At 33.1% G+C, this 20,409-nt stretch carries 16 protein-coding genes and 1 tRNA gene; 7 read left to right on the top strand and 10 right to left on the bottom strand.

All coding sequences use genetic code 11. The features are described from left to right. Positions 1-183 precede the first annotated feature (183 nt). The 3 genes from ACOYLP_RS04835 to ACOYLP_RS04825 form a co-directional block, all read right to left on the bottom strand. Entirely contained in the window at positions 184-642 is a 459-nt protein-coding gene (locus ACOYLP_RS04835; RefSeq protein ID WP_422855053.1) for a tRNA (cytidine(34)-2'-O)-methyltransferase, read from the bottom strand. 34 nt (positions 643-676) lie between these two features. Continuing rightward, positions 677-1,246, bottom strand: a complete 570-nt coding sequence (locus ACOYLP_RS04830) for a pseudouridine synthase (RefSeq protein WP_422855052.1) — start codon at positions 1,244-1,246, stop codon at positions 677-679. Between the two features lie 70 nt (positions 1,247-1,316). Beyond that, positions 1,317-2,285, bottom strand: coding sequence for a DUF4476 domain-containing protein (locus ACOYLP_RS04825; protein ID WP_422855051.1), 969 nt, complete (start codon positions 2,283-2,285; stop codon positions 1,317-1,319). A 395-nt stretch (positions 2,286-2,680) separates the two neighbouring features. Here ACOYLP_RS04825 and ACOYLP_RS04820 point away from each other — a divergent pair, with 395 nt between their 5' ends. The 4 genes from ACOYLP_RS04820 to ACOYLP_RS04805 all read left to right on the top strand — a co-directional run bounded on the left by ACOYLP_RS04820 (position 2,681) and on the right by ACOYLP_RS04805 (position 9,224). Then, complete coding sequence (locus ACOYLP_RS04820) at positions 2,681-3,775, top strand: hypothetical protein (protein WP_422855050.1); 1,095 nt, start codon at positions 2,681-2,683, stop codon at positions 3,773-3,775. Between the two features lie 31 nt (positions 3,776-3,806). Beyond that, positions 3,807-5,846 carry an FG-GAP-like repeat-containing protein gene (locus ACOYLP_RS04815; protein WP_422855049.1) on the top strand — a complete coding sequence of 680 codons (2,040 nt, stop codon included), beginning with the start codon at positions 3,807-3,809 and terminating at the stop codon, positions 5,844-5,846. A 161-nt stretch (positions 5,847-6,007) separates the two neighbouring features. Then, positions 6,008-7,138, top strand: a complete 1,131-nt coding sequence (locus ACOYLP_RS04810) for a hypothetical protein (protein WP_422855048.1) — start codon at positions 6,008-6,010, stop codon at positions 7,136-7,138. A gap of 28 nt (positions 7,139-7,166) precedes the next feature. Next, positions 7,167-9,224, top strand: a complete 2,058-nt coding sequence (locus ACOYLP_RS04805; RefSeq protein ID WP_422855047.1) for an FG-GAP-like repeat-containing protein — start codon at positions 7,167-7,169, stop codon at positions 9,222-9,224. A 74-nt stretch (positions 9,225-9,298) separates the two neighbouring features. On the opposite strand, the gene ACOYLP_RS04800 is transcribed toward ACOYLP_RS04805, so the two are convergent. Beyond that, positions 9,299-9,796, bottom strand: coding sequence for a GNAT family N-acetyltransferase (locus ACOYLP_RS04800; protein WP_422855046.1), 498 nt, complete (start codon positions 9,794-9,796; stop codon positions 9,299-9,301). Between the two features lies 1 nt (position 9,797). Further along, positions 9,798-10,253: a DUF1801 domain-containing protein gene (locus ACOYLP_RS04795; RefSeq protein WP_422855045.1), complete on the bottom strand. Its 456-nt coding sequence runs from the start codon at positions 10,251-10,253 to the stop codon at positions 9,798-9,800. Positions 10,254-10,619: 366 nt separating this feature from the next. Between ACOYLP_RS04795 and ACOYLP_RS04790 the strand changes: the two genes are divergently transcribed. Continuing rightward, complete coding sequence (locus tag ACOYLP_RS04790; RefSeq protein ID WP_422855044.1) at positions 10,620-11,657, top strand: M28 family metallopeptidase; 1,038 nt, start codon at positions 10,620-10,622, stop codon at positions 11,655-11,657. A 48-nt stretch (positions 11,658-11,705) separates the two neighbouring features. Here ACOYLP_RS04790 and ACOYLP_RS04785 read toward each other — a convergent pair. From ACOYLP_RS04785 to ACOYLP_RS04770, 4 genes are all read right to left on the bottom strand, one after another. Then, positions 11,706-11,779, bottom strand: a tRNA-His gene (locus ACOYLP_RS04785). A 61-nt stretch (positions 11,780-11,840) separates the two neighbouring features. Continuing rightward, positions 11,841-12,557 carry a bacillithiol biosynthesis deacetylase BshB1 gene (gene bshB1 / locus ACOYLP_RS04780; protein ID WP_422855043.1) on the bottom strand — a complete coding sequence of 239 codons (717 nt, stop codon included), beginning with the start codon at positions 12,555-12,557 and terminating at the stop codon, positions 11,841-11,843. Positions 12,558-12,640: 83 nt separating this feature from the next. Next, on the bottom strand, positions 12,641-13,705 hold the full coding sequence (locus ACOYLP_RS04775; RefSeq protein ID WP_422855042.1) for an isochorismate synthase: 1,065 nt from the start codon (positions 13,703-13,705) through the stop codon (positions 12,641-12,643). Then, positions 13,705-14,127 (bottom strand): PaaI family thioesterase, encoded by a 423-nt coding sequence (locus tag ACOYLP_RS04770; protein ID WP_422855041.1) that lies wholly within the window; start codon positions 14,125-14,127, stop codon positions 13,705-13,707. The genes ACOYLP_RS04775 and ACOYLP_RS04770 overlap by 1 nt, the downstream gene beginning before the upstream one ends. A gap of 220 nt (positions 14,128-14,347) precedes the next feature. On the opposite strand from ACOYLP_RS04770, the gene ACOYLP_RS04765 reads away from it, so the two are divergent. After that, complete coding sequence (locus tag ACOYLP_RS04765; protein ID WP_422855040.1) at positions 14,348-15,895, top strand: hypothetical protein; 1,548 nt, start codon at positions 14,348-14,350, stop codon at positions 15,893-15,895. Positions 15,896-15,992: 97 nt separating this feature from the next. Next, a complete protein-coding gene (gene purL / locus ACOYLP_RS04760; protein WP_422855039.1) occupies positions 15,993-19,664 on the top strand; it encodes a phosphoribosylformylglycinamidine synthase in 3,672 nt (1,223 codons plus the stop codon). 546 nt (positions 19,665-20,210) lie between these two features. Here purL and ACOYLP_RS04755 read toward each other — a convergent pair. Continuing rightward, the coding region (locus tag ACOYLP_RS04755) for a hypothetical protein (RefSeq protein WP_422855038.1) at positions 20,211-20,409 on the bottom strand (199 nt) is incomplete at its 5' end.

The raw sequence follows: 20,409 nt of genomic DNA, 5'->3' as shown, positions 1-20,409 counted from the left end.
TACAACTTTCGGATGAAATGATTGTAATGAAAGAGAGTATGGTCGAACAAAACCAACCTTGTAATTTAATTACAAAAGGTATTTTCAATTCACTCTTTATAGATTCGTCCATCACTTTTGATGGTGAAAAAGGGAAGTTTATTATTAATTGATAATTGACAATGAATAATGGATAATTGTTAATTATCCATTTTTAATTGCTATCTGTCTTTTCGCCTCTCCAACTACAAACGCGACCGAATTGGCAATATTATAACTTCGTATTAAATTCGACATTGGAATGGTTAAATGATTATCAAATTGGGCTAAAACCTCTTGACTCAAACCTACGCTTTCTTTACCAAAAACTAACCAATCACCATCCTGGAACTCGGCTACATAAATAGATTTTGTAGCATGAGAACTGGTTAAAAAAACTCTCGATTTATCGGGAATTATTGCCATCCATTCCTCCACATTTTTATATTCTGTTACATCCAAATGCACCCAATAATCCAAACCGGAACGCTTTAGGTTTTTGTCATTAATTACGAATCCAAACGGATGAATTAAGTGTAACCGACTTTCTGTTCCAACAGACAAACGACCAATATTTCCTGTGTTGTTTGGGATTTCGGGTTCTACTAAAACGATGTTGAGCATGATGATTTGGGATTTAGGAATTTGGAATTAGGATTTAAAAAAAACTTTCAATTTCAACTACTTCTCCAGCTTTTAGATTTTGCAAATGTAATTCTCCTACTCGAATTCTGATCAATCTCAAAGTTGGAAATCCAACTGCGGCTGTCATTTTTCGCACTTGGCGGAATTTGCCCTCGGTCAATGTTATCGAAAGCCAACTAGTTGGTCCATGACGCAAATCTCGAATTCTTCTTCCTTCACCAACGCAATCTGGAAGTTGGTTAATGATTTTGGCTTCACATTTTTTGGTTGTGTATCTGATTCCTTTAAAACCAATTTCGACACCATTTTTAATTTGGGAAATAGCTTCTTCATTGATAATTCCATCAACTTGTGCGTAATATTCTTTTTCTATGGTTTTGCTTCTAACTATTTCGCTCATCATTCCGTCAGTGGTAAGTAAAAGCAATCCTTCGGAATCTTCATCCAATCGCCCAATTGCCATAGTGCCTTCTGGAAAATGATACAATTCACCAAGCAACTTTTTGTGTCGCTTTTTTTCATAAATAAATTGACTTAAATAGCCATGAGGTTTATGAATTAGGAAATGATGGTGATTTTGCATGAATTAAATATAATAAAAAAGACTATCAACAAAATTACTGATAGTCTTTTAAATATTAGCACTTTTTTATTTATTGTCTACTCTGAACGTAATCTGACAATTCATCTACGTTGCTACTAAATGTAAAAATACCATTTAGCTTGAAATAATTTCTTGGTTCACTACAAAAATCGTAGGCATATTTGGCAAAGTCCAATTTATTGTCTTCAAAACTAAAAGTATTAGCAATTTGAATAATTTGATCCACATTCAAACAGTTGGCCGTAATCACCTGCTTTGCTGTTTTTAACCTAGTATCTTCAAAGCTCTGATTTTTAATTGTTGACAAAGCTGCATTAAAATTACCTGGTGTCATACAACTTCTACCTCCACAACCTCTGATAGGCCCGTCGTGATCAACGATAACTGCATTTGAATTGTTGGTAGTAGTTGTAGTGGTTGTTTGTGTCACAGTTCCGCCACCAATATTGTCGTTAATAGAAACTCCCAAACCTAAATTAACGCCGTCTACATTTACTCCTACTCCTAGATTTACTCCGCCAGAGTTTACTCCATTTGTTTGGGTTGTAGTTGTGGTAGTCGTTTGAGTTACTCCTCCAACCGGTTGTGAAACAATGGCTGGCCTTGGTTGTCCGTAATGAATCACATGAACATTTGATGCAGGAATAAAATTAGGTTGAACAGGAATCGATGAAAAATAATTCATCTTCATTTTGGTTTTATTGTTTTTATCTCTCTTGATTTTATAGGTAACATCAGAGAATATTCCGTCAACATCGGTTAACATTAAGTTATTTTTGCTAACATCGGTTAACGTTTTATCTTCAAATCTAATTTTAGCATTATAGTAAGGTTGATTCAAATCTTCAACTCGCAAATTAGTTTGTGGTGTGTCATTTATTATTTCACCGTTCAAAATAAGGGTAAATTTATCGCCATCTTCAGAGAAGATAGTCAAGTGACCAACTGGTCCTCCTGGTTGTGCAAATGATAAAGATGAAACTAACCAAATTGCCAATAGAGTAATCTTTCTTGTCATAATAATAATTATTTTTTTAGTGTTACAAATATAATTTTTTTCTTTTATTTTTAAAATCGTTGTCAAATACAATACAAAAGTTTGAAAGTAATTTTATTTGAAATTTTAATTTAAAGAATCTCTGTAAATTAAACTGTTTTAATTTTTGTATCTATAAATGATTCGAAGCGAAAATCTATTCAATCGTGTTAAAAACCTAAAGATAATGGGGCTAAAGCCAAGAAAGCATTACCAGAAAACATTATATAGAGCTTATAAAAACAACGAGTTATAGAAATCAAACTACATCTTTTTTATCAAATTATGAATAATAATATTTCTTTTTTTAGAATTTCTCTTAATTTTTATAAGGTTATTAAATAATTACTATATTTGGTCTGCATTTTAAAAAACCTATGAAGAAATATTACATTTTATCTATTACATTACTTTTAACGTCTATCATTTTTATTTCTTGTTCAGACAAAGATGATGAATACATTCCGGTTTCTCCAGTTACAGTTGACTTAACACAAGTTCCATATCCAAGACTTTCAGATTATCATTTTTTTGAGGGTGATATGAAGGACCAAATTCCATCGTTGAATGTTATTGCATACAAACCTGCGAGTTCACTTTTTACTGATTACGCTTCCAAAAAGAGATTTATTTGGATGCCAGCTGGTGTTTCAGGAACTTATGTTGCCGATAACAAAATTATTGATTTTCCTGTTGGAACCGTTTTGATAAAAACTTTTTATTACACCACAATACAACCAGGAAACGTAACAAAAATTATCGAAACCCGATTAATGATTAGAAAAGATGATGGCTGGAAGTTTTATGAATATTTGTGGAATGATGAACAAACGGAAGCCAATTTAGTTTCGGGTACAGACTTTACAAATGGAAGCATTAAAAACATTACTTTTACAAAACCTAGTGGAGAAATTATAACAACAGATTATAGAATACCTTCAGATAGTGAGTGTTTTGCTTGTCATAAAATAAATGAAATTGCAACGCCAATTGGTGTTAAACCACAAAATTTAAATCATAACCATACTTATGGCAATTCGAGTAAAAAGATTTTACAAAAATTAGTTGATCAGGGCTATTTAGACAATTATCCGTCTTCTATTGTTTCTACAGTTGATTATCATGACACGACGCAGCCATTAGATTTAAGACTACGTTCTTATTTAGACATAAACTGTGCACATTGTCATCAAGACCAAGCTCGTTGTTATTACAGACCCATTCGATTCCCTTTTAGCTTAACGAATATTGACTCAAATATTGGTATTTGTTTAGTAGCGGACGAAGAGATTAGTCCAACCTTGCAAAAAGTAATTACTCCAGGAAACTATACTAAATCTATTATGCATTATCGAATGAGTTCAAACGAAGAGAGTGAAAGAATGCCTTTATTAGGCAGAACTATTGTTCACGATGAAGGCGTTGCTCTTTTGGAACAATACATTTCATCTTTAACCCAAAATTGCAATTAATATTTTACGAATAACTAATCAATAAAATATAATGAAAAAAAATACTTTATTTCTTGTAATGTTACTTAGTATATCATTTGCTAATGCACAATCAAGTTGTGCTACTGCGCTTACCGTTGCACTTAATTCTACCACTACTGCACCTGCTTTTACTGCAGAAAATGGTACTGCTCCAATACAATTATGTGGATTAACAGGAACTGCGGGAGCTAAAGGCAAATGGTACAAGTATACTGCAACCCAAAACATCAATATAACTGTTTCTACTTTATTAGCTCAAAACAATAATAGTGACACACGTTTAATTGTGTATTCAGGGGATTGTAATGCGTTGGTTTGTGTTGGTTCTAATGACGATTATAACGGAACTAATTCTTCTCAAGTAACTTTTGCGGCAATTTCAGGAACAACTTATACATTTGCTTTCGACAACCGTTACAGTTCAACTGGTTTTGATTTTACAGTTATGGAATCTGCCGTTGCAGGACCTGATAGATTATCGTTTACTTCTCGAGCTGTTGCAGGTATAACTGGAGGTTACAATAACTGCATTGTAGACATGAATGGAGACTATCTTGATGATATTGTTTCCCCTATTTCTAATACTCAACTAGCTATAACTTATCAACAAGCAGGAGGAACTTTCTTAACAACAACTTATACTGTTCCTAATACTGCTGTATTACCATCTTGGAGTATTGCAGCTGGAGATTATGACAACAATGGATTTAATGATTTGGTTTATGGTTCTGGTAGTGGTGTTGTTTTTTTAAAAGCAAATAACAATGGAACTGGATTTACAACTGATCGAAAAACACAATCCTATTTAGTACAAAGAACAAACTTTGTCGACATCAACAATGACGGAAAACTTGATGTTTTTGCCTGTGATGATAATGCTCCGAACAGATATTACTTGAACGATGGAACTAATTTAAATCATATTCAGGGAGGAATTGGTGATTTTGCATCAGGTGGAAATTATGCTTCTAATTGGTTTGATTTTGATAATGATGGTGATATTGATATGTATCTTGCAAAATGTGGCCAAGGAGGTTCTGGTGTTGGAGGAAATATTGATCAATTGCATAGAAATAACGGAGACGGGACATATACAAATGTTGCAGCAGAAGCAAATATGGCAAATCCTGAACAAACATGGTCTGGTGCTTGTGGTGATTTTAATAATGATGGTTGGATGGATGTCATTGTTGGGGTTAATTCAGCATCTAATGGATATTCCAATGTTAAAAGAAATAATGGTAACGGAACATTCACAAGTGTAACAGCAGGTTCTGGTTATGACACAAATACATCACTAGGCAGAGAATATGTGGCCCAAGATTTTGATAACGATGGTTTTTTAGATGTATTAGGATCAGGAAACAATATCATGTTCGGGGATGGGAATTTCCATTTCACTCCTAATCCAAATATGTACAATATGTCTGCCTATGATAGACCAATAGGGGATTTAAATAATGATGGATTTTTAGACATTCAAAATGGAACAACTGTTTTATTTAACAATGGAAATACAAACAAATGGCTAAACGTTAATCTGCAAGGTATTCAAAGTAACAAAAATGGTATTGGAGCTAGAGTTGAAATACATGGTTCATGGGGTCAACAAATTAGATATGTACAAAGCGGAACCGGATTTCAAAATATGAGTACCATAAGTGCTCACTTTGGATTAGGTCAAGCTACAACTATAGACCGAGTTGTAATTAAATGGCCATCTGGAATTATTGATACAATAAGTGGTGTTAATTCAAATCAAAATCTATTGGTTGTTGAAGGTTCAACATTAGCATTAAATTCGTTTAACAACGGTGTATTCTCAATTTATCCAAATCCTGCAAAAAATGTGGTTAATATTCAATTGCAAAACAATTTAAATGTTACACTTAAATCAGCCTTAATCTATGATCTAAATGGTAAAGTAGTTCATAAAACTAATGATTTAAATCAACCTATTAATGTTGAAAAATTAGCTAAAGGAACTTATATTTTATCAGTTTCAGATACAACTGGTAAAAGTTATCCTCAAAAGTTCAATAAAGAATAACACTTTCAATTATAGTTTTTAAAGTGTTCTTATACTTAAATAGAATAAGAACACTTTTTTATAATTATCATTTAATTTCATTATAATAAACCTCACTAAAAACTATTAGTTTAAAATAAATTATAAAATAATTAATATATTTGGTTTGCATTAAAAAATTCATGAAAAAATATTACCTACTATCGTTTACGATATTTTTACTGTTTACTGTATTTAATTCTTGTTCTGATCAAGAAAATGCATACATAGCAGTTTCGCCAGTAGTAGTGGATTTAACAAAAGTGCCTTATCCAAAATTATCGGATTATAAGTTTTTTGAAGGTGATATAAAAAATCAAACTCCTTCTTCAAATGTAATTCCCTATGAGCCGGCCAGCTCCCTTTTTTCAGATTATGCACATAAAAAAAGATTTGTTTGGATGCCTCAAGGCACAAAAGCAAGTTTTATTGCAGATGATCAAATATTAGAATTGCCAATTGGTGCTGCTTTAATCAAAACTTTTTATTACAACAATGTTCAACCCAATAATACAATGCGTATCATTGAAACACGGGTTATGATTAGAAAAGAAACAGGATGGATTTTTGCTGATTATGTTTGGAATACTGAACAGACAGAAGCTTATTTAGATTTAAATGGAAGTAATGTTGCATTGAGCTGGAAAGATGAAAATAATATCATAAAAAATGTTAATTATAGAATACCGAATGAAGTCCAATGTAATGTTTGTCATAAATACAAAGAAACAATTAATAATGTTTATTTTGAAAAACATGAACCAATTGGAATTAAAACTCAAAATTTAAATTTCAATTATAATTATGGTACTGAAACTAAAAATCAATTATCAAAGTGGATTGAAATTGGTTATTTAGAAAATAATTTTAATTTACCATCTACAAGTAATACAGTTATTGATTATAATGATACTTCAAAACCCTTAGAGCAAAGAGTGCGTTCTTATCTAGATATAAATTGCTCTCATTGCCATTACACAAATGGACATTGTGATTATAGACCAATGCGATTTACATATACTGAAACTGGATTGCCTAATGGTTTAGGGTTAACCAATATGGGAGTTTGTGTTGATACTCAGGATATTCAAGATTTTCCTGCTGCGTTAAGTAAAATTATAACACCCGGAAATCCAGATCGATCAATGCTTTTTTATAGATTAAACACTGAAAATGAAAACTACAGAATGCCGCTACATGGAAGAACAATTATACATCAAGAAGGTGTACAACTAATTAGTGATTGGATTTCTACTTTACAAACTTGTCCTTAAAAATAAGAATTTAACAAATAACCATATTATGAAAAAAATTATATTACTCATTACGCTGCTCGTTTTTGGGCAAATTACAAAAGCTCAAGATACTTGTGCCACTGCTATAAATATTTCGGCTGGCATATATACTATTGGGGTTATTAATGGCCAAGTGCCTACACCTGTTTGTGCTTCAAATGGTGCTATTCCAACAGCAAATATTCCTTCTGGAGAATGGTATGTATATACACCAACACAAAATTATACTGTTACTGTAACTTCAGATATTGCTGCCAATACTACAAGAAAAGATACACGATTTCATGTTTATACAGGAAATTGTTCTTCTTTGACGTGTTATGCAGGCGATGATGACAGTGGGACAAGTCTTTCATCTGTTAGTGTTTTCAATGTTATTGCAGGAACGACTTATTACATTGCTTGGGACAACAGATGGTTAAATACAACTTCTAATACTGGATTTTCGTTTCAATTAATAGAAGGACAATATGTAGTTCCTCCACCTACTCCTGTTGTTTTTACTACCCAAACCATACCAACTATTAATAGCACTTACAATCTTTGTGTTGTTGACATGAATGGTGACAAAAAGGATGATATCGTCGGAGTTAGCTCAAACAACTTAAGAATTCATTATCAAGGTGTAACTTCGGGATCATTTACTACAACTGATTTCCCAATAACTGGAGCTACTTACATGCCTGGTTGGAGTATGGCGGCTGGAGATTACAATAAAGATGGATTTAATGATTTAGTACTTGGAAGTGGAAATGGCCTTTCAATTTTAAAATCAAATAATACGGGTAGTGCTTACACAGGAATAACTCCCGGCGAATACATATTCTGTCAAAGAACAAATTTTGCTGATTTAAATAAAGATGGAAACTTAGATATTTTTTCTTGTCATGATGTTGCTCCAAATGTTTACTACTTGAATGATGGAAACGCTAATTTAACCTACTACCAATCAAACACAACAGCAGGCGCAATGAATTTAAGTACCGGTGGTGGAAATTATGCAACATTATTCACAGATTTTGATAATGACGGTGATACAGATGTATTTATCTCTAAGTGTTCAGGGCCGCCATGTCAACTTTTTAGATATGATGGAGGAAATACCTATACAAATGTGTCTACATTAGCCGGAATAGATATTACTCCTATTCAAACCTGGTCTTCTGCAATTGCTGATTTTGATAACGATGGCGATATGGATATTATAATTACAGCAAGTTCTGGAACTCATAAATATTTTAGAAACAATTTTGAAACAACAAATACCCTAAGTGCTTTTACAAATATTACTTTAGGTTCTGGTTGGGATTCAAATACTTCTACAAACATTGACAACATAGCTTATGATTTTGATAATGATGGATTTGTTGATGTACTCGGTGGTGGTGGAAAAATAATGTTTAATCAAAGAAATGGAACATTTGCTCCAGTTACTTACTCAGGCATAACTGTTGGAGCTGTTGGAGATTTAAACAATGATGGTTTTCTTGATATCCAAAGTGGAAGCACTATTCGTTATGCTGTGCCAAATGGAAATAATTGGCTAAAAGTTGCGTTAAACGGAATACAAAGTAACAGCAACGGAATTGGTGCTCGAATAGAAATATATGGTGCTTGGGGAAAACAAATTAGAGACATCAGAAGTGGTGAAGGATTTAAATATATGAGTTCTTTGAATGCACATTTCGGAATAGGCATTGCAACAACTATTAATCAAGTAATAATAAGATGGCCTTCTGGAATTATTGACACATACAACAATGTTTCTCCAAATCAAAGACTATCTGTTGTTGAAGGTGCTACTTTAGGTACCAACGTATTTGAAAACTTTGTGTTCACAATGTATCCTAATCCAGTTAAAAACACAATCAATATTTCAATAAACACTGCTAATACGGTTGAATTCATTAGTGCTGAAATTTATGACTTAACAGGAAGAAGAGTTCATGCTACTTCGGTTCAAAATCATAGTGTAAATGTAGATTTATTATCTACAGGTACTTATATACTAAAACTTACAGACAGTAACAATGAAAACTACAGTCAAAAATTCATTAAAGAGTAATTAACTTTTTTAACAAAAAATGCCTCAATAGTTTTTTTACTTTTGAGGCATTTTTTTTAAACACATCGAATTAATTAAATTGTCTTTTCCATCACAAAATCATCCATTACAAAACCATTACCAATATCTATAACTTCTTCATTGCTTATGGTAAAACCAATACTTTCATAAAAGCGAATGGCTTTATTTCTTTTATTAACATTCAAAATCAATCCTTTTTGATGACGCTCTTTTGCTTCATTAACAATAAAGTTAACAAACGCTTTACCAATGCCTTTGCCTTGATGATTGGTTAAAATATAAATTTTATGAATTTTTGTTTTGGGTTTTTTACTGTAATTAAATTCATAGGAAGCAAAACCCAAAACCGTTTCCTCTTCTATTGCCAAAATAAAACGGTGTTTTTTTTCACTAGCCTGTAACTGCAATGACTTAATGCTATACATCATTTCCATCATATAATAGAGCTGCTCCTGACTCAAAGTTTCACTATAAGCTATTGGCCAAACTGCTGCTGCAATGGCTCTAATGCTAGTAAAATTTTCGTCTGTATTTCTTTGAATTACAATCATCTTATTTCTTAAATGCTTTTTCGTAATTAGAAATCCAATCTTCAACAGTCACTTTAGCCGCCAATTCTCCGATAAAATCAAATGGAATGTCATCCATTTTTTTAAATCTAATACAGCTTTTACCCATATCAAGTTTGGTTTTGACGTGTTTTGGATATTCGGAAACAAACCAAGATTCCAAATTTTTATTGGCATAAATTCCCATGTGATACAAGGCAATAAAATTCTTTTGGGAAGCTAAATTAATAAAAGGCAATGGTAATTTTGGATTACAATGATAACCAGACGGATAAATAGAATGTGGCACAACATAACCCAACATTCCATAACTAATTACTTCTTCAAAGCCTTGAGGTAAATTTTCTTTTATAGCATTACGAAGTTTTAACATGGCTTCTTTTCTATCTTCCGGTAATTCAGATAAATATTGTTCTGGAGTTGTAGCTTTTGATTGCATGGTTTAAAGATTTGTCAATCAAAAATAGAAATAATTTTAATAGATTTACATTTTGATTTTATAACATATTTTATATGTCTTAAAGTCCATTGAGAAAAGACAAGACTTGCTTGAATTGTAATTATGTTGTAGTAAATAGATTTTGTTCAAATTGTTTATAAGAAAACACCTTTTTCAAAGCTATATTGTAACCTATATTTTTGATGTTCTACTATTTCTTCCCCGCGCATCATCGCTTTTATGGTGAAACCCGCATCATTTCATTCCTAAAAAGTATAACTATTTTTTGCATCAATTTTGTTTTAATGTGCATCTTACTTTTAGCATTTATCGTATATACGTTTATCAATATCCATTAACAATATCATGATTAGAAAAACAATTGCATTATTACTATTCTCGTTTGTATTTTTAAACTGTTATAGCCAGAAAACTGTTGTAGCGGGAAAACCTGTTGATCATTCAAAAAATAATTATATTGATGTTATATCTAGAGAAAGTCTAGAACAAAACCTTGAAATTATTGCTTCTGATGGAATGGAAGGGCGAGATACTGGAAGTAAAGGTCAGAAAAAAGCAGGACGCTATATTATTGATTGGTATATAAGCCATGGTGTCAGTTTTCCAAAAGGAGCAACCAATTATTACCAACATATTCCAGCTGCTTTTTTAAATGCAAAATACAATGAAAATCTTCCCGATTCTGAAAATATTTGGGCATTTATAGAAGGTTCTGAAAAACCAGATGAGATCGTGATAATTTCAGCTCATTATGATCACGTAGGTATTAGGAAAGGAGAAATCTACCATGGCGCAGATGATGATGGCTCAGGAACAGTTGCTATTATGGAAATTGCCGCAGCATTTCAAAAAGCAAAGGATGAAGGTCATGGTCCTAAACGTTCCGTCTTAATTCTGCATATGACAGGCGAAGAACATGGTTTACATGGTTCACGTTTTTACACAGAAAATCCTTTATTTCCTTTGAAAAATACCATTTCCGATGTAAATATTGATATGATTGGAAGACGTGATCCTTTTCACGAAAATTCTAATAGCTATATATATTTGATTGGCTCTGATTATTTATCAACCGATTTATTCAATGTCTGTGAAGAAGTAAATAAGAAATATAACTTACTCACATTAGATTATAAATACAACGATAAAAAAGATCCCAATCGTTTTTACTATCGTTCCGATCATTATAATTTTGCCAAAAACGGTATTCCATCAGTATTTCTTTTCAACGGAACACATGAAGATTATCACAAAGCTACTGATGAAGTAACTAAAATTGAGTTTGATGCCTTAACCAAAAGAACACAATATGCCTTTGCCATTGCGTGGGAAATTGCTAATAGAAAACACAAATTAATAGTAGATAAAACGGATGGTCAATAAATGATACAAACAAAAAAAGTCCTGAAATTTCAGGACTTTTTAATTAAGGGTGGCTGACCGGGTTCGAACCGGCGACCCTCGGCACCACAAACCAATACTCTAACCAGCTGAGCTACAACCACCATTTAACGAGTGCAAATATAGTATAAATTCTATTCTACCTCCAAGAAAAAAATTAAAAAGTTACTTTAAATCACTTAAGCTATTGACGGCCAAATACCTTTCTACAGTGAATCCTTCAGCATATTCTACGCCTACTAATCGTCCGAAATCCTGTGAACGATAATGAATACTTTCCAAGAAATTTTTAGTGGCAATTGGTGTTTCAGTTTCATTAGAATTTTCAGAATAAAACTGTGAGGAATAAGCCAAAATGCTATCTGTTTTTTTATCTATAAATCCAGTAACATCGACTACAAAATCGGGTTCAATATTCTCCCATTGAATATAATGATAGACCCTTTTGGGACGCCAAACTTCTTGCTTTTCACCATCAAGAGTTGTTTCTATTTTTCTCAAACCCGAAAGAAAACAGGAATCAGAAACAAGTTTGCTTCCTTTAGCATGATCTATATGTCGGTCGCGAATGGCATTGCAAAGCACAATTTCAGGCTGGTATTTCCGAATCATTTTTATAATTTCCAATTGATGTGCTTCATCATTCACAAAAAAACCATCTCGCATATTTAGATTTTCACGAACTGCAATTCCCAAAATCTCAGCAGCAAGGGCAGATTCAGAATCACGAATTTCCACAGACCCACGCGTTCCCAATTCGCCGCGAGTTAAATCGATAATACCAACCTTTTTTCCCAATGAAATTTCTTTGGCAATGGTACCACTACATCCTAATTCAACGTCATCCGGATGCGCTCCAAACGCCAGTATATCTAGTTTCATATTTTTTAGTATAAGTTATTAAACTTCAAAATTATCAATTATCAATTATCAATTATCAATTATCAATTATCAATTATCAATTATCAATTTATAATCTTTTTCATAGTCATTGATTTATTGACCGTTTCCATATATTCATCGACCGGATTACTGTCTTTTGTAATACCACAACCAACAAACAGTTGCGCCTTATTTTTGATGACTTTCATACATCTTAAATTGACAAACAAATCGGTTTGCAACGTTCTGAAAGTAACAAAATCAATATTAAGTTCACCTAAAAACCCAGAGTAGTATTCTCGATTATAGCCTTCGTTTTGATTTATGAATTCCTTTGCTTCCTCTTTAGGCAATCCGCAAACCGCCGAAGTGGGATGCAAAGCCAAAATAATTTTTTTTATTGATTTCTTAGATTTCAATTGTGCTAAAATATCAGTTTTTATATGCCACAAATTTCCAGCTTTGACTGAATAAGGACTTGAAATTGTTATTTCTTTTGCCAAATCTTCCAAACTATCTACAATAAAATCAGTTACTAATTGCTGTTCTATTTTCTCTTTATCATTCCAAATAATAGCTGCAGAGTTGGTTGCTAACTGAGTTCCAGCAAGCGCAACTGTTTTTAAAGAATTACCATTCGTTTTCAAAAACTGTTCTGGTGTCGCACCAAGCCAAGTGCCAATTTTTGGATGAAAAAAACAATACTTGAAAGCATTTGAATAAAGACTAATCATTTTATTCATGGTTATTTCAATATCAAAATCAGGAATAGCGATTTCTTCCTTTCGGGATAAAACTACTTTAGAAAACTTATTTTCTTTGATAGCTTTTACAGCCTTGGCAACTAAATCTTCGAAAAAATCATTGCTAATTGCACTATTTATTGTTGAATCCTTCTTTTTTAATAAATAATCGGACGAATTCACACTATCAACATACACATCGGAATGTTCCAAAGGAATAAAAGGAATTTCCTCAGCATCAAATGGCGCAAAAACAAACCCTTTTTCTTCAAAATTTTCCAGAAAATACAGATGATCATTCTTTTGAAACACACCAACAATCCTATCTGAATCGGGCTTACAAAACAACACAAAGGGCAATTGTTGTTCTTGATGTGTTTTGACTTTGATGAATAAATCAGTCATTATCTTCTTGGTAAAATCATATTGGTTAATTTACAAAGCGAAATTAATTTCCCTTCTTCATCGGTAATTTTTATTTCCCAAAGATGAATACTTCTTCCCTGATGTAAAATTTTTGCGGTGCAAAAAACTGTTCCTTCTCGTTTGCTTCTTAAATGATTTGCCGAAATTTCAATACCACGAGCTTCCTGTTTTTCAGCATTAATAAACAGTAACGAAGCAGCGCTTCCAACACTTTCTGCCAAAGCAACTGTTGCACCCCCATGAAGTAATCCCATCGGTTGATGCACTCTAGAATTTACAGGCATTTTTGCAGTTAAAAAATCTTCTCCAGCATCAATATACTCTATTTCTAGTGTATTCATCAAGGTGTTTTTACACCAATCGTTGCAAAGTTGGAGGATTTTATTTTTATCGAATAACATAGTATTTTTATTTCTAATGGTTCAGCTTATCTTTATGACGAGGCTCGAGTGTAAAAATACTACTTATTTACAAGAATTTAAAACCGAAAAATTAATGAAATCCATACTTTTGACAATAAATACTATTTTGTAACGTTTTAATTTAAGATTTCTAAATTTTCAAATCTTCATATTTTCAAATTAAACTTTAATACTTACATTTACCAAAATTCAACTACATATGCGTAAACTTATTTTTCTTTTTTTTGTTGGTTTAGCTATTACCGTTAGTTCTTGTCGTCAAGACTTTGTTTTTGAACCTAGTACAGGTGATTTAGTTTTTTCTAAAGACACCATTTATTTAGATACTGTTTTTGCTAATATTGGTTCAAGTACCTACACGTTGAAAGTTTATAACAGAAGTAGTAAAGACATCAAAATACCAACAATCCAACTAGGAAAAGGATTAACTTCAAAATACAGAATGACAGTCGATGGAATGACTGGTGAGAATAATAGAATTTTTCACGATGTAGAATTGTTGGCAAAAGACAGCATGTATATTTTTATTGAAACCACAGCAGGAATTGTAGATGCCAATCCTTCGGATTTCCTTTATACCGATCAGATAGAATTTGATAGTGGCGCTAACTTACAAAAAGTAGAATTAGTAACATTGATTCAGGATGCGTATTTTATTTTTCCAAATAAACAAAACGGAATTACAGAATCCATTCCTATTGGATTTAACGAAGATGGAACTGTTCTGGAAACTAATGGAAGGAACCTAAGTCACAATCATCCAGATAATGGAAATGAATATTTATTTAATACAGACAAACCCTATGTCGTCTATGGTTATGCAAGTGTTCCCAACGGAGAAACATTAACTATTCCCGCGGGTGCCAGAGTTCATTTTCATGCCGAATCCGGTTTGGTTGTGCAACAAGGTGGAACGCTACATGTTGATGGTTCAACATCTAATACTGAAGCGCTAGAAAACGAAGTTATTTTTGAAGGCGATCGTTTAGAGCCGGAATACTCTAATGTTCCGGGACAATGGGGAACCGTTTATCTCAGACAGGGAAGTACCAATCATAAAATTAAAAATTTAACCATTAAAAATGCCATAATTGGTTTATTGGTAGAAAATAATTTCGGCACACCAATGACTATTGAAAATACACAAATCTATGATTGTTCAAATGTTGGTTTACTTGGAAGAGCAGCAACTATAGAAGGGAAAAACATGGTTATAAATACCGCTGGGGTAGCTTCTTTGGCCTGTACGTTGGGTGGAAGTTATGAATTCAAACACTGTACATTCAACAACAATTGGGTGAGTTCAAAACAAGTTGCTGTAACGATTGATAATTATTATACCGACAGAACCAACAACCAACAGATAGCATTTGATTTGATAAAAGCTAATTTCAAAAACTGTATTATTTTTGGTTCTAATCAAATAGAATTACTAGTCAATAAAAGTACTGATACCAGTAAGCAATTCAATAAATTGTTTAGCAAATGCCAGATAAAATTTAACAACAACAATAATCAATTTACTAATAATCCGGATTATGCCTTTATCAATGATGCTTCTGAAATTATTAAAAACGGAATCGTAGACTTTCAGAATATCAGAAAAAACAAACTGTTTATCGGTGCTGATTCAGCATCTAAAAACTTCGGAGTAGATGTTGGAGTTCCTTTTGATATTTTAGGAAATCCAAGAAATGGGATTTTTGATTTGGGTGCTTATAATTCAATTGTATTTCCAGCAGATTAATTTAAAAAGCAATTTTAGGATTCATTTTTTTAACCTAAATTTGCAACTGAATTTCTGTCGACAGACAGGCAACAACACACACTAAAACTACAACACAATGATTCATTTCTTCGGAAACGATAGTACTACCGTTTTTGCCGTACAAACGAAAAAAAAATCGAATGCAGACGATATGTCGGCAGAAACCATCTCAAAACTTAATTGGCTATTTGCAAACGCACATAAAATAGAAAAATCCGTACTGACGGATTTTTTTATTGGACCACGTGCCGCTATGATTACACCTTGGAGTACCAATGCTGTAGAAATTACACAAAACATGGGAATTGAAGGCATCATCAGAATTGAAGAATTCCATAAAGTAGCTGCCGATTTTAAAGATTTTGATCCAATGCTTTCACAAAAGTATAGCGAACTAAATCAAGATGTCTTCACTATCAACATCAATCCAGAACCTATTCTATATATTGATAATATTGGTGAATACAACAAACAAGAAGGTTTGGCTCTAAGTGATGAAGAAGTTATTTATTTAGAAAATCTATCTGAAAAACTCAATAGAAAACTAACCGATTCCGAAGTGTTTGGTTTCTCACAAGTAAATTCAGAACATTGTCGTCATAAAATTTTTAACGGAACTTTTGTTATTGATGGAATTGAAAAAGAACTGTCTTTATTCAAAATGATAAAGAAAACTTCTGAACTAAATCCCAATGATATCGTTTCGGCTTATAAAGACAATGTGGCTTTTATCAAAGGTCCGAAAGTGACCCAATTTGCCCCAAAAACTGGAGATAAAGCCGATTTCTATCAGGAGTCTGTATTCAATTCGGTAATTTCCATAAAAGCAGAAACTCATAATTTCCCAACTACTGTTGAACCTTTTAACGGAGCTGCTACAGGTTCAGGTGGAGAAATTCGTGACCGTTTAGCTGGTGGACAAGGTTCATTGCCATTGGCAGGAACAGCGGTTTACATGACCGCTTATTCAAGATTAACAGAAAATCGCCCTTGGGAAAATGGAATGAACGAAAGAAAATGGTTGTACCAAACACCTATGGATATTTTGATAAAAGCCTCCAATGGAGCTTCCGATTTTGGAAATAAATTTGGACAGCCATTGATTACTGGTTCTGTTTTGACATTTGAGCATGAGGAAAACAATAGAAAACTAGGTTTTGATAAAGTTATTATGCTGGCTGGTGGAATTGGTTACGGAAAAGAAGAACAAGCCAAAAAACACAAACCAAAGAAAGGTGACAAAATCGTTGTTCTTGGTGGAGAAAATTATAGAATTGGAATGGGTGGCGCGGCCGTTTCGTCTGCTGATACAGGAGCTTTTGGATCCGGAATAGAACTTAACGCCATTCAGCGTTCGAATCCCGAAATGCAAAAACGTGCTGCCAATGCTATTCGAGCAATGGTAGAAAGCGATGTCAATTCAATTGTTTCCATTCACGATCACGGTGCGGGCGGACATTTAAATTGTCTTTCCGAATTAGTAGAAGAAACTGGTGGTTTGATTGATTTGGATAAATTGCCTATAGGAGATCCTACGCTATCTGCCAAAGAAATTATCGGAAACGAATCTCAGGAACGAATGGGATTGGTTATTGGAAAAGATGATATTGAATTGTTGCGAAAAATTGCAGAAAGAGAACGTGCCCCGATGTATGAAGTCGGTGAAGTAACCGACAATCTTCGCTTTACATTTGAAAGCAATACTACTGGCGCTAAACCTATGGACTTTGCTTTAGAAGACATGTTCGGGAGTTCTCCTAAAGTAATCATGACCGACACTAATTCACAAATAAAATATACTGAACTTAACTATAGTCAAGATAAAATTAAGGAATATCTTGAACATGTTTTGCAACTCGAAGCGGTAGCTTGCAAAGATTGGCTAACCAACAAAGTAGACCGTTGTGTGGGTGGAAAAGTAGCAAAACAACAATGCGTTGGACCATTGCAATTGCCTTTGAACAATGTTGGTGTAATGGCTTTAGATTTTAACGGAAAGGAAGGAATTGCAACGTCAATTGGTCATTCGCCTATTTCAGCTTTGATTAATCCTGCGGCTGGTTCAAGAAATTCTATTGGTGAAGCCTTGTCGAATATTGTTTTTGCTCCACTGAAAGATGGTTTAAAAAGCGTTTCTCTTTCTGCCAACTGGATGTGGGCGTGTAAAAATGAAGGCGAAGATGCCCGTTTATTCGAAGCCGTAAAAGCCTGTTCCGATTTTGCTATTGAACTTGGAATTAATATCCCAACAGGTAAAGATTCGCTTTCGATGAAGCAGAAATATCCTAATGATGAAGTTATTGCACCGGGGACGGTTATCATTTCAGCGGCCGGAAATTGTTCTAATATAACTAAAGTTGTTGAACCTGTTTTACAAAGAAACGGTGAATCTATATATTATATCAATTTGTCACAAGACGAATTTAAATTGGGTGGAAGTTCATTTGCACAAATTCAGAACAAAGTGGGTAACGATGCTCCATCCATTAAAAATACTGATTTCTTCAAAAGAGCATTTAACACGATTCAGAATTTAATCAAAGAAAGACAAATTGTTGCAGGACATGATATTGGTTCAGGTGGATTGATTACCACTTTATTGGAAATGTGCTTTGCAGATATAAATTTAGGAGCCAAAATAGATTTCTCTTCATTTACAGAAAAAGATTTAGTAAAGATATTATTTGCTGAAAATATCGGTTTAGTGCTTCAAGCAAAAGATGACACAACATTTGAAAAAGTATTAAATTCTAACAACGTTGAATTCTTCAAACTTGGTACTATTCAAAATAAATCTACATTAGATTTTGGAATTTGGAATTTTGATATTGGAATTTATAGAGACCTTTGGTTCAAAACCTCATTCCTGCTAGACCAGAAACAAACCAAAAACAACAAAGCTAAAGAACGTTTTGATAATTATTCAAATCAAAAACTAGAATATAAATTCCCGATTCATTTCTCTGGAAAAATACCGGAAATATACAATTCAGCCAAACCACGTCCAAAGGCAGCTATCATTCGTGAAAAAGGAAGCAATTCAGAACGTGAGATGGCAAATGCATTATACTTAGCAGGTTTTGATGTAAAAGACATTCATATGACCGATTTAATTTCGGGAAGTGAAAATCTGGAAGATGTTCAGTTTATTGGCGCGGTTGGTGGATTCTCAAATTCGGATGTTTTGGGTTCTGCGAAAGGTTGGGCCGGAGCGTTTAAATACAACGAGAAAGCTAATAGTGCATTGAAAAACTTCTTCAAGCGAGAAGACACGCTTTCTGTCGGAATTTGTAATGGCTGTCAACTGTTCATGGAATTAGAATTAATAAATCCAGAAAACAAAGTACATGGCAAAATGATCCATAATGACAGCCAAAAGCACGAAAGTATATTTACCTCTGTAAAAGTTCAAGAAAATAATTCGGTAATGTTAAAAACATTGGCTGGAGCAACCCTAGGAGTTTGGGTTTCACACGGAGAAGGAAAATTCAATTTGCCTGAAGCAGAAAGTCACTATACTATTGTGGCAAAATATGCTTATGAAGGTTATCCTGCCAATCCGAATGGTTCCGATTACAATACAGCAATGATGTGTGACAAAACAGGAAGGCATTTGGTTATGATGCCACATATTGAACGATCTACATTCCCATGGAATTGGGCCTATTATCCAATGGAAAAAAAAGATGAAGTTTCGCCATGGATAGAAGCCTTTGTGAATGCAAGAAAATGGTTTACTAATGAATAAAATATAGACTTATCAAATCAATAAAAATTCTAATTGTTGTTCTATTTTTTATTTTAAAAAACTTTGATCAATCAACTAAGATTGAAACTAATCACGGAATTCATTACATCACTAATAATATTGAATATTCAATAAATGAAGCTTATATGTTTAAGTGAAAAAAGCTTATTGTCGAATTGAATTCTAACGGTGGAGGTCTTATCAGTCAGATAATCAGTCAAAATGAGCGATAAATTTGGGGAATGGAATGTGACGAAACTAGGAAACCATTATTTATAAAAGGCTTTGATTATGCAGCTTATACTCTTTTGGTATAAATACAACAAAATTAGATTCTGATGATGAAATGAATTGAACTGCTGTAGAATTTACTATTGATTTCAATACATTAAAAATGTATATAAAATAAAAGTGAAGTAAAAACCACATCGAGCCAACTGAAAAATAACTGTTTTAGCTATTTAGTCTTTTGCATTCTCGATAGCGGATTTGCAAACGAGCGCAGCGAACTGACTAAGTAATCCGCGCCCATAACCACAATGAAAATCAAAAATAATCTAACAAAGCAACCTCTAAATTATTATCTATTAGTGTAATAATAAGTGTGTAAAATAAAAAATCCCCATCAAATAAATGATTTGGACTTTCTAAAAAAGGTAGTGAACCGATGGCTATAGCCCGAACACACTGTTCGTATAAAAAAATAATCCCGACCATAGGGTCGGGATTACTAAAAAAAGGCAGC

Source organism: Flavobacterium sp. (assembly GCF_049318325.1).
Classification (GTDB): domain Bacteria; phylum Bacteroidota; class Bacteroidia; order Flavobacteriales; family Flavobacteriaceae; genus Flavobacterium.
This window is presented reverse-complemented; position numbering and strand designations above follow the sequence as displayed.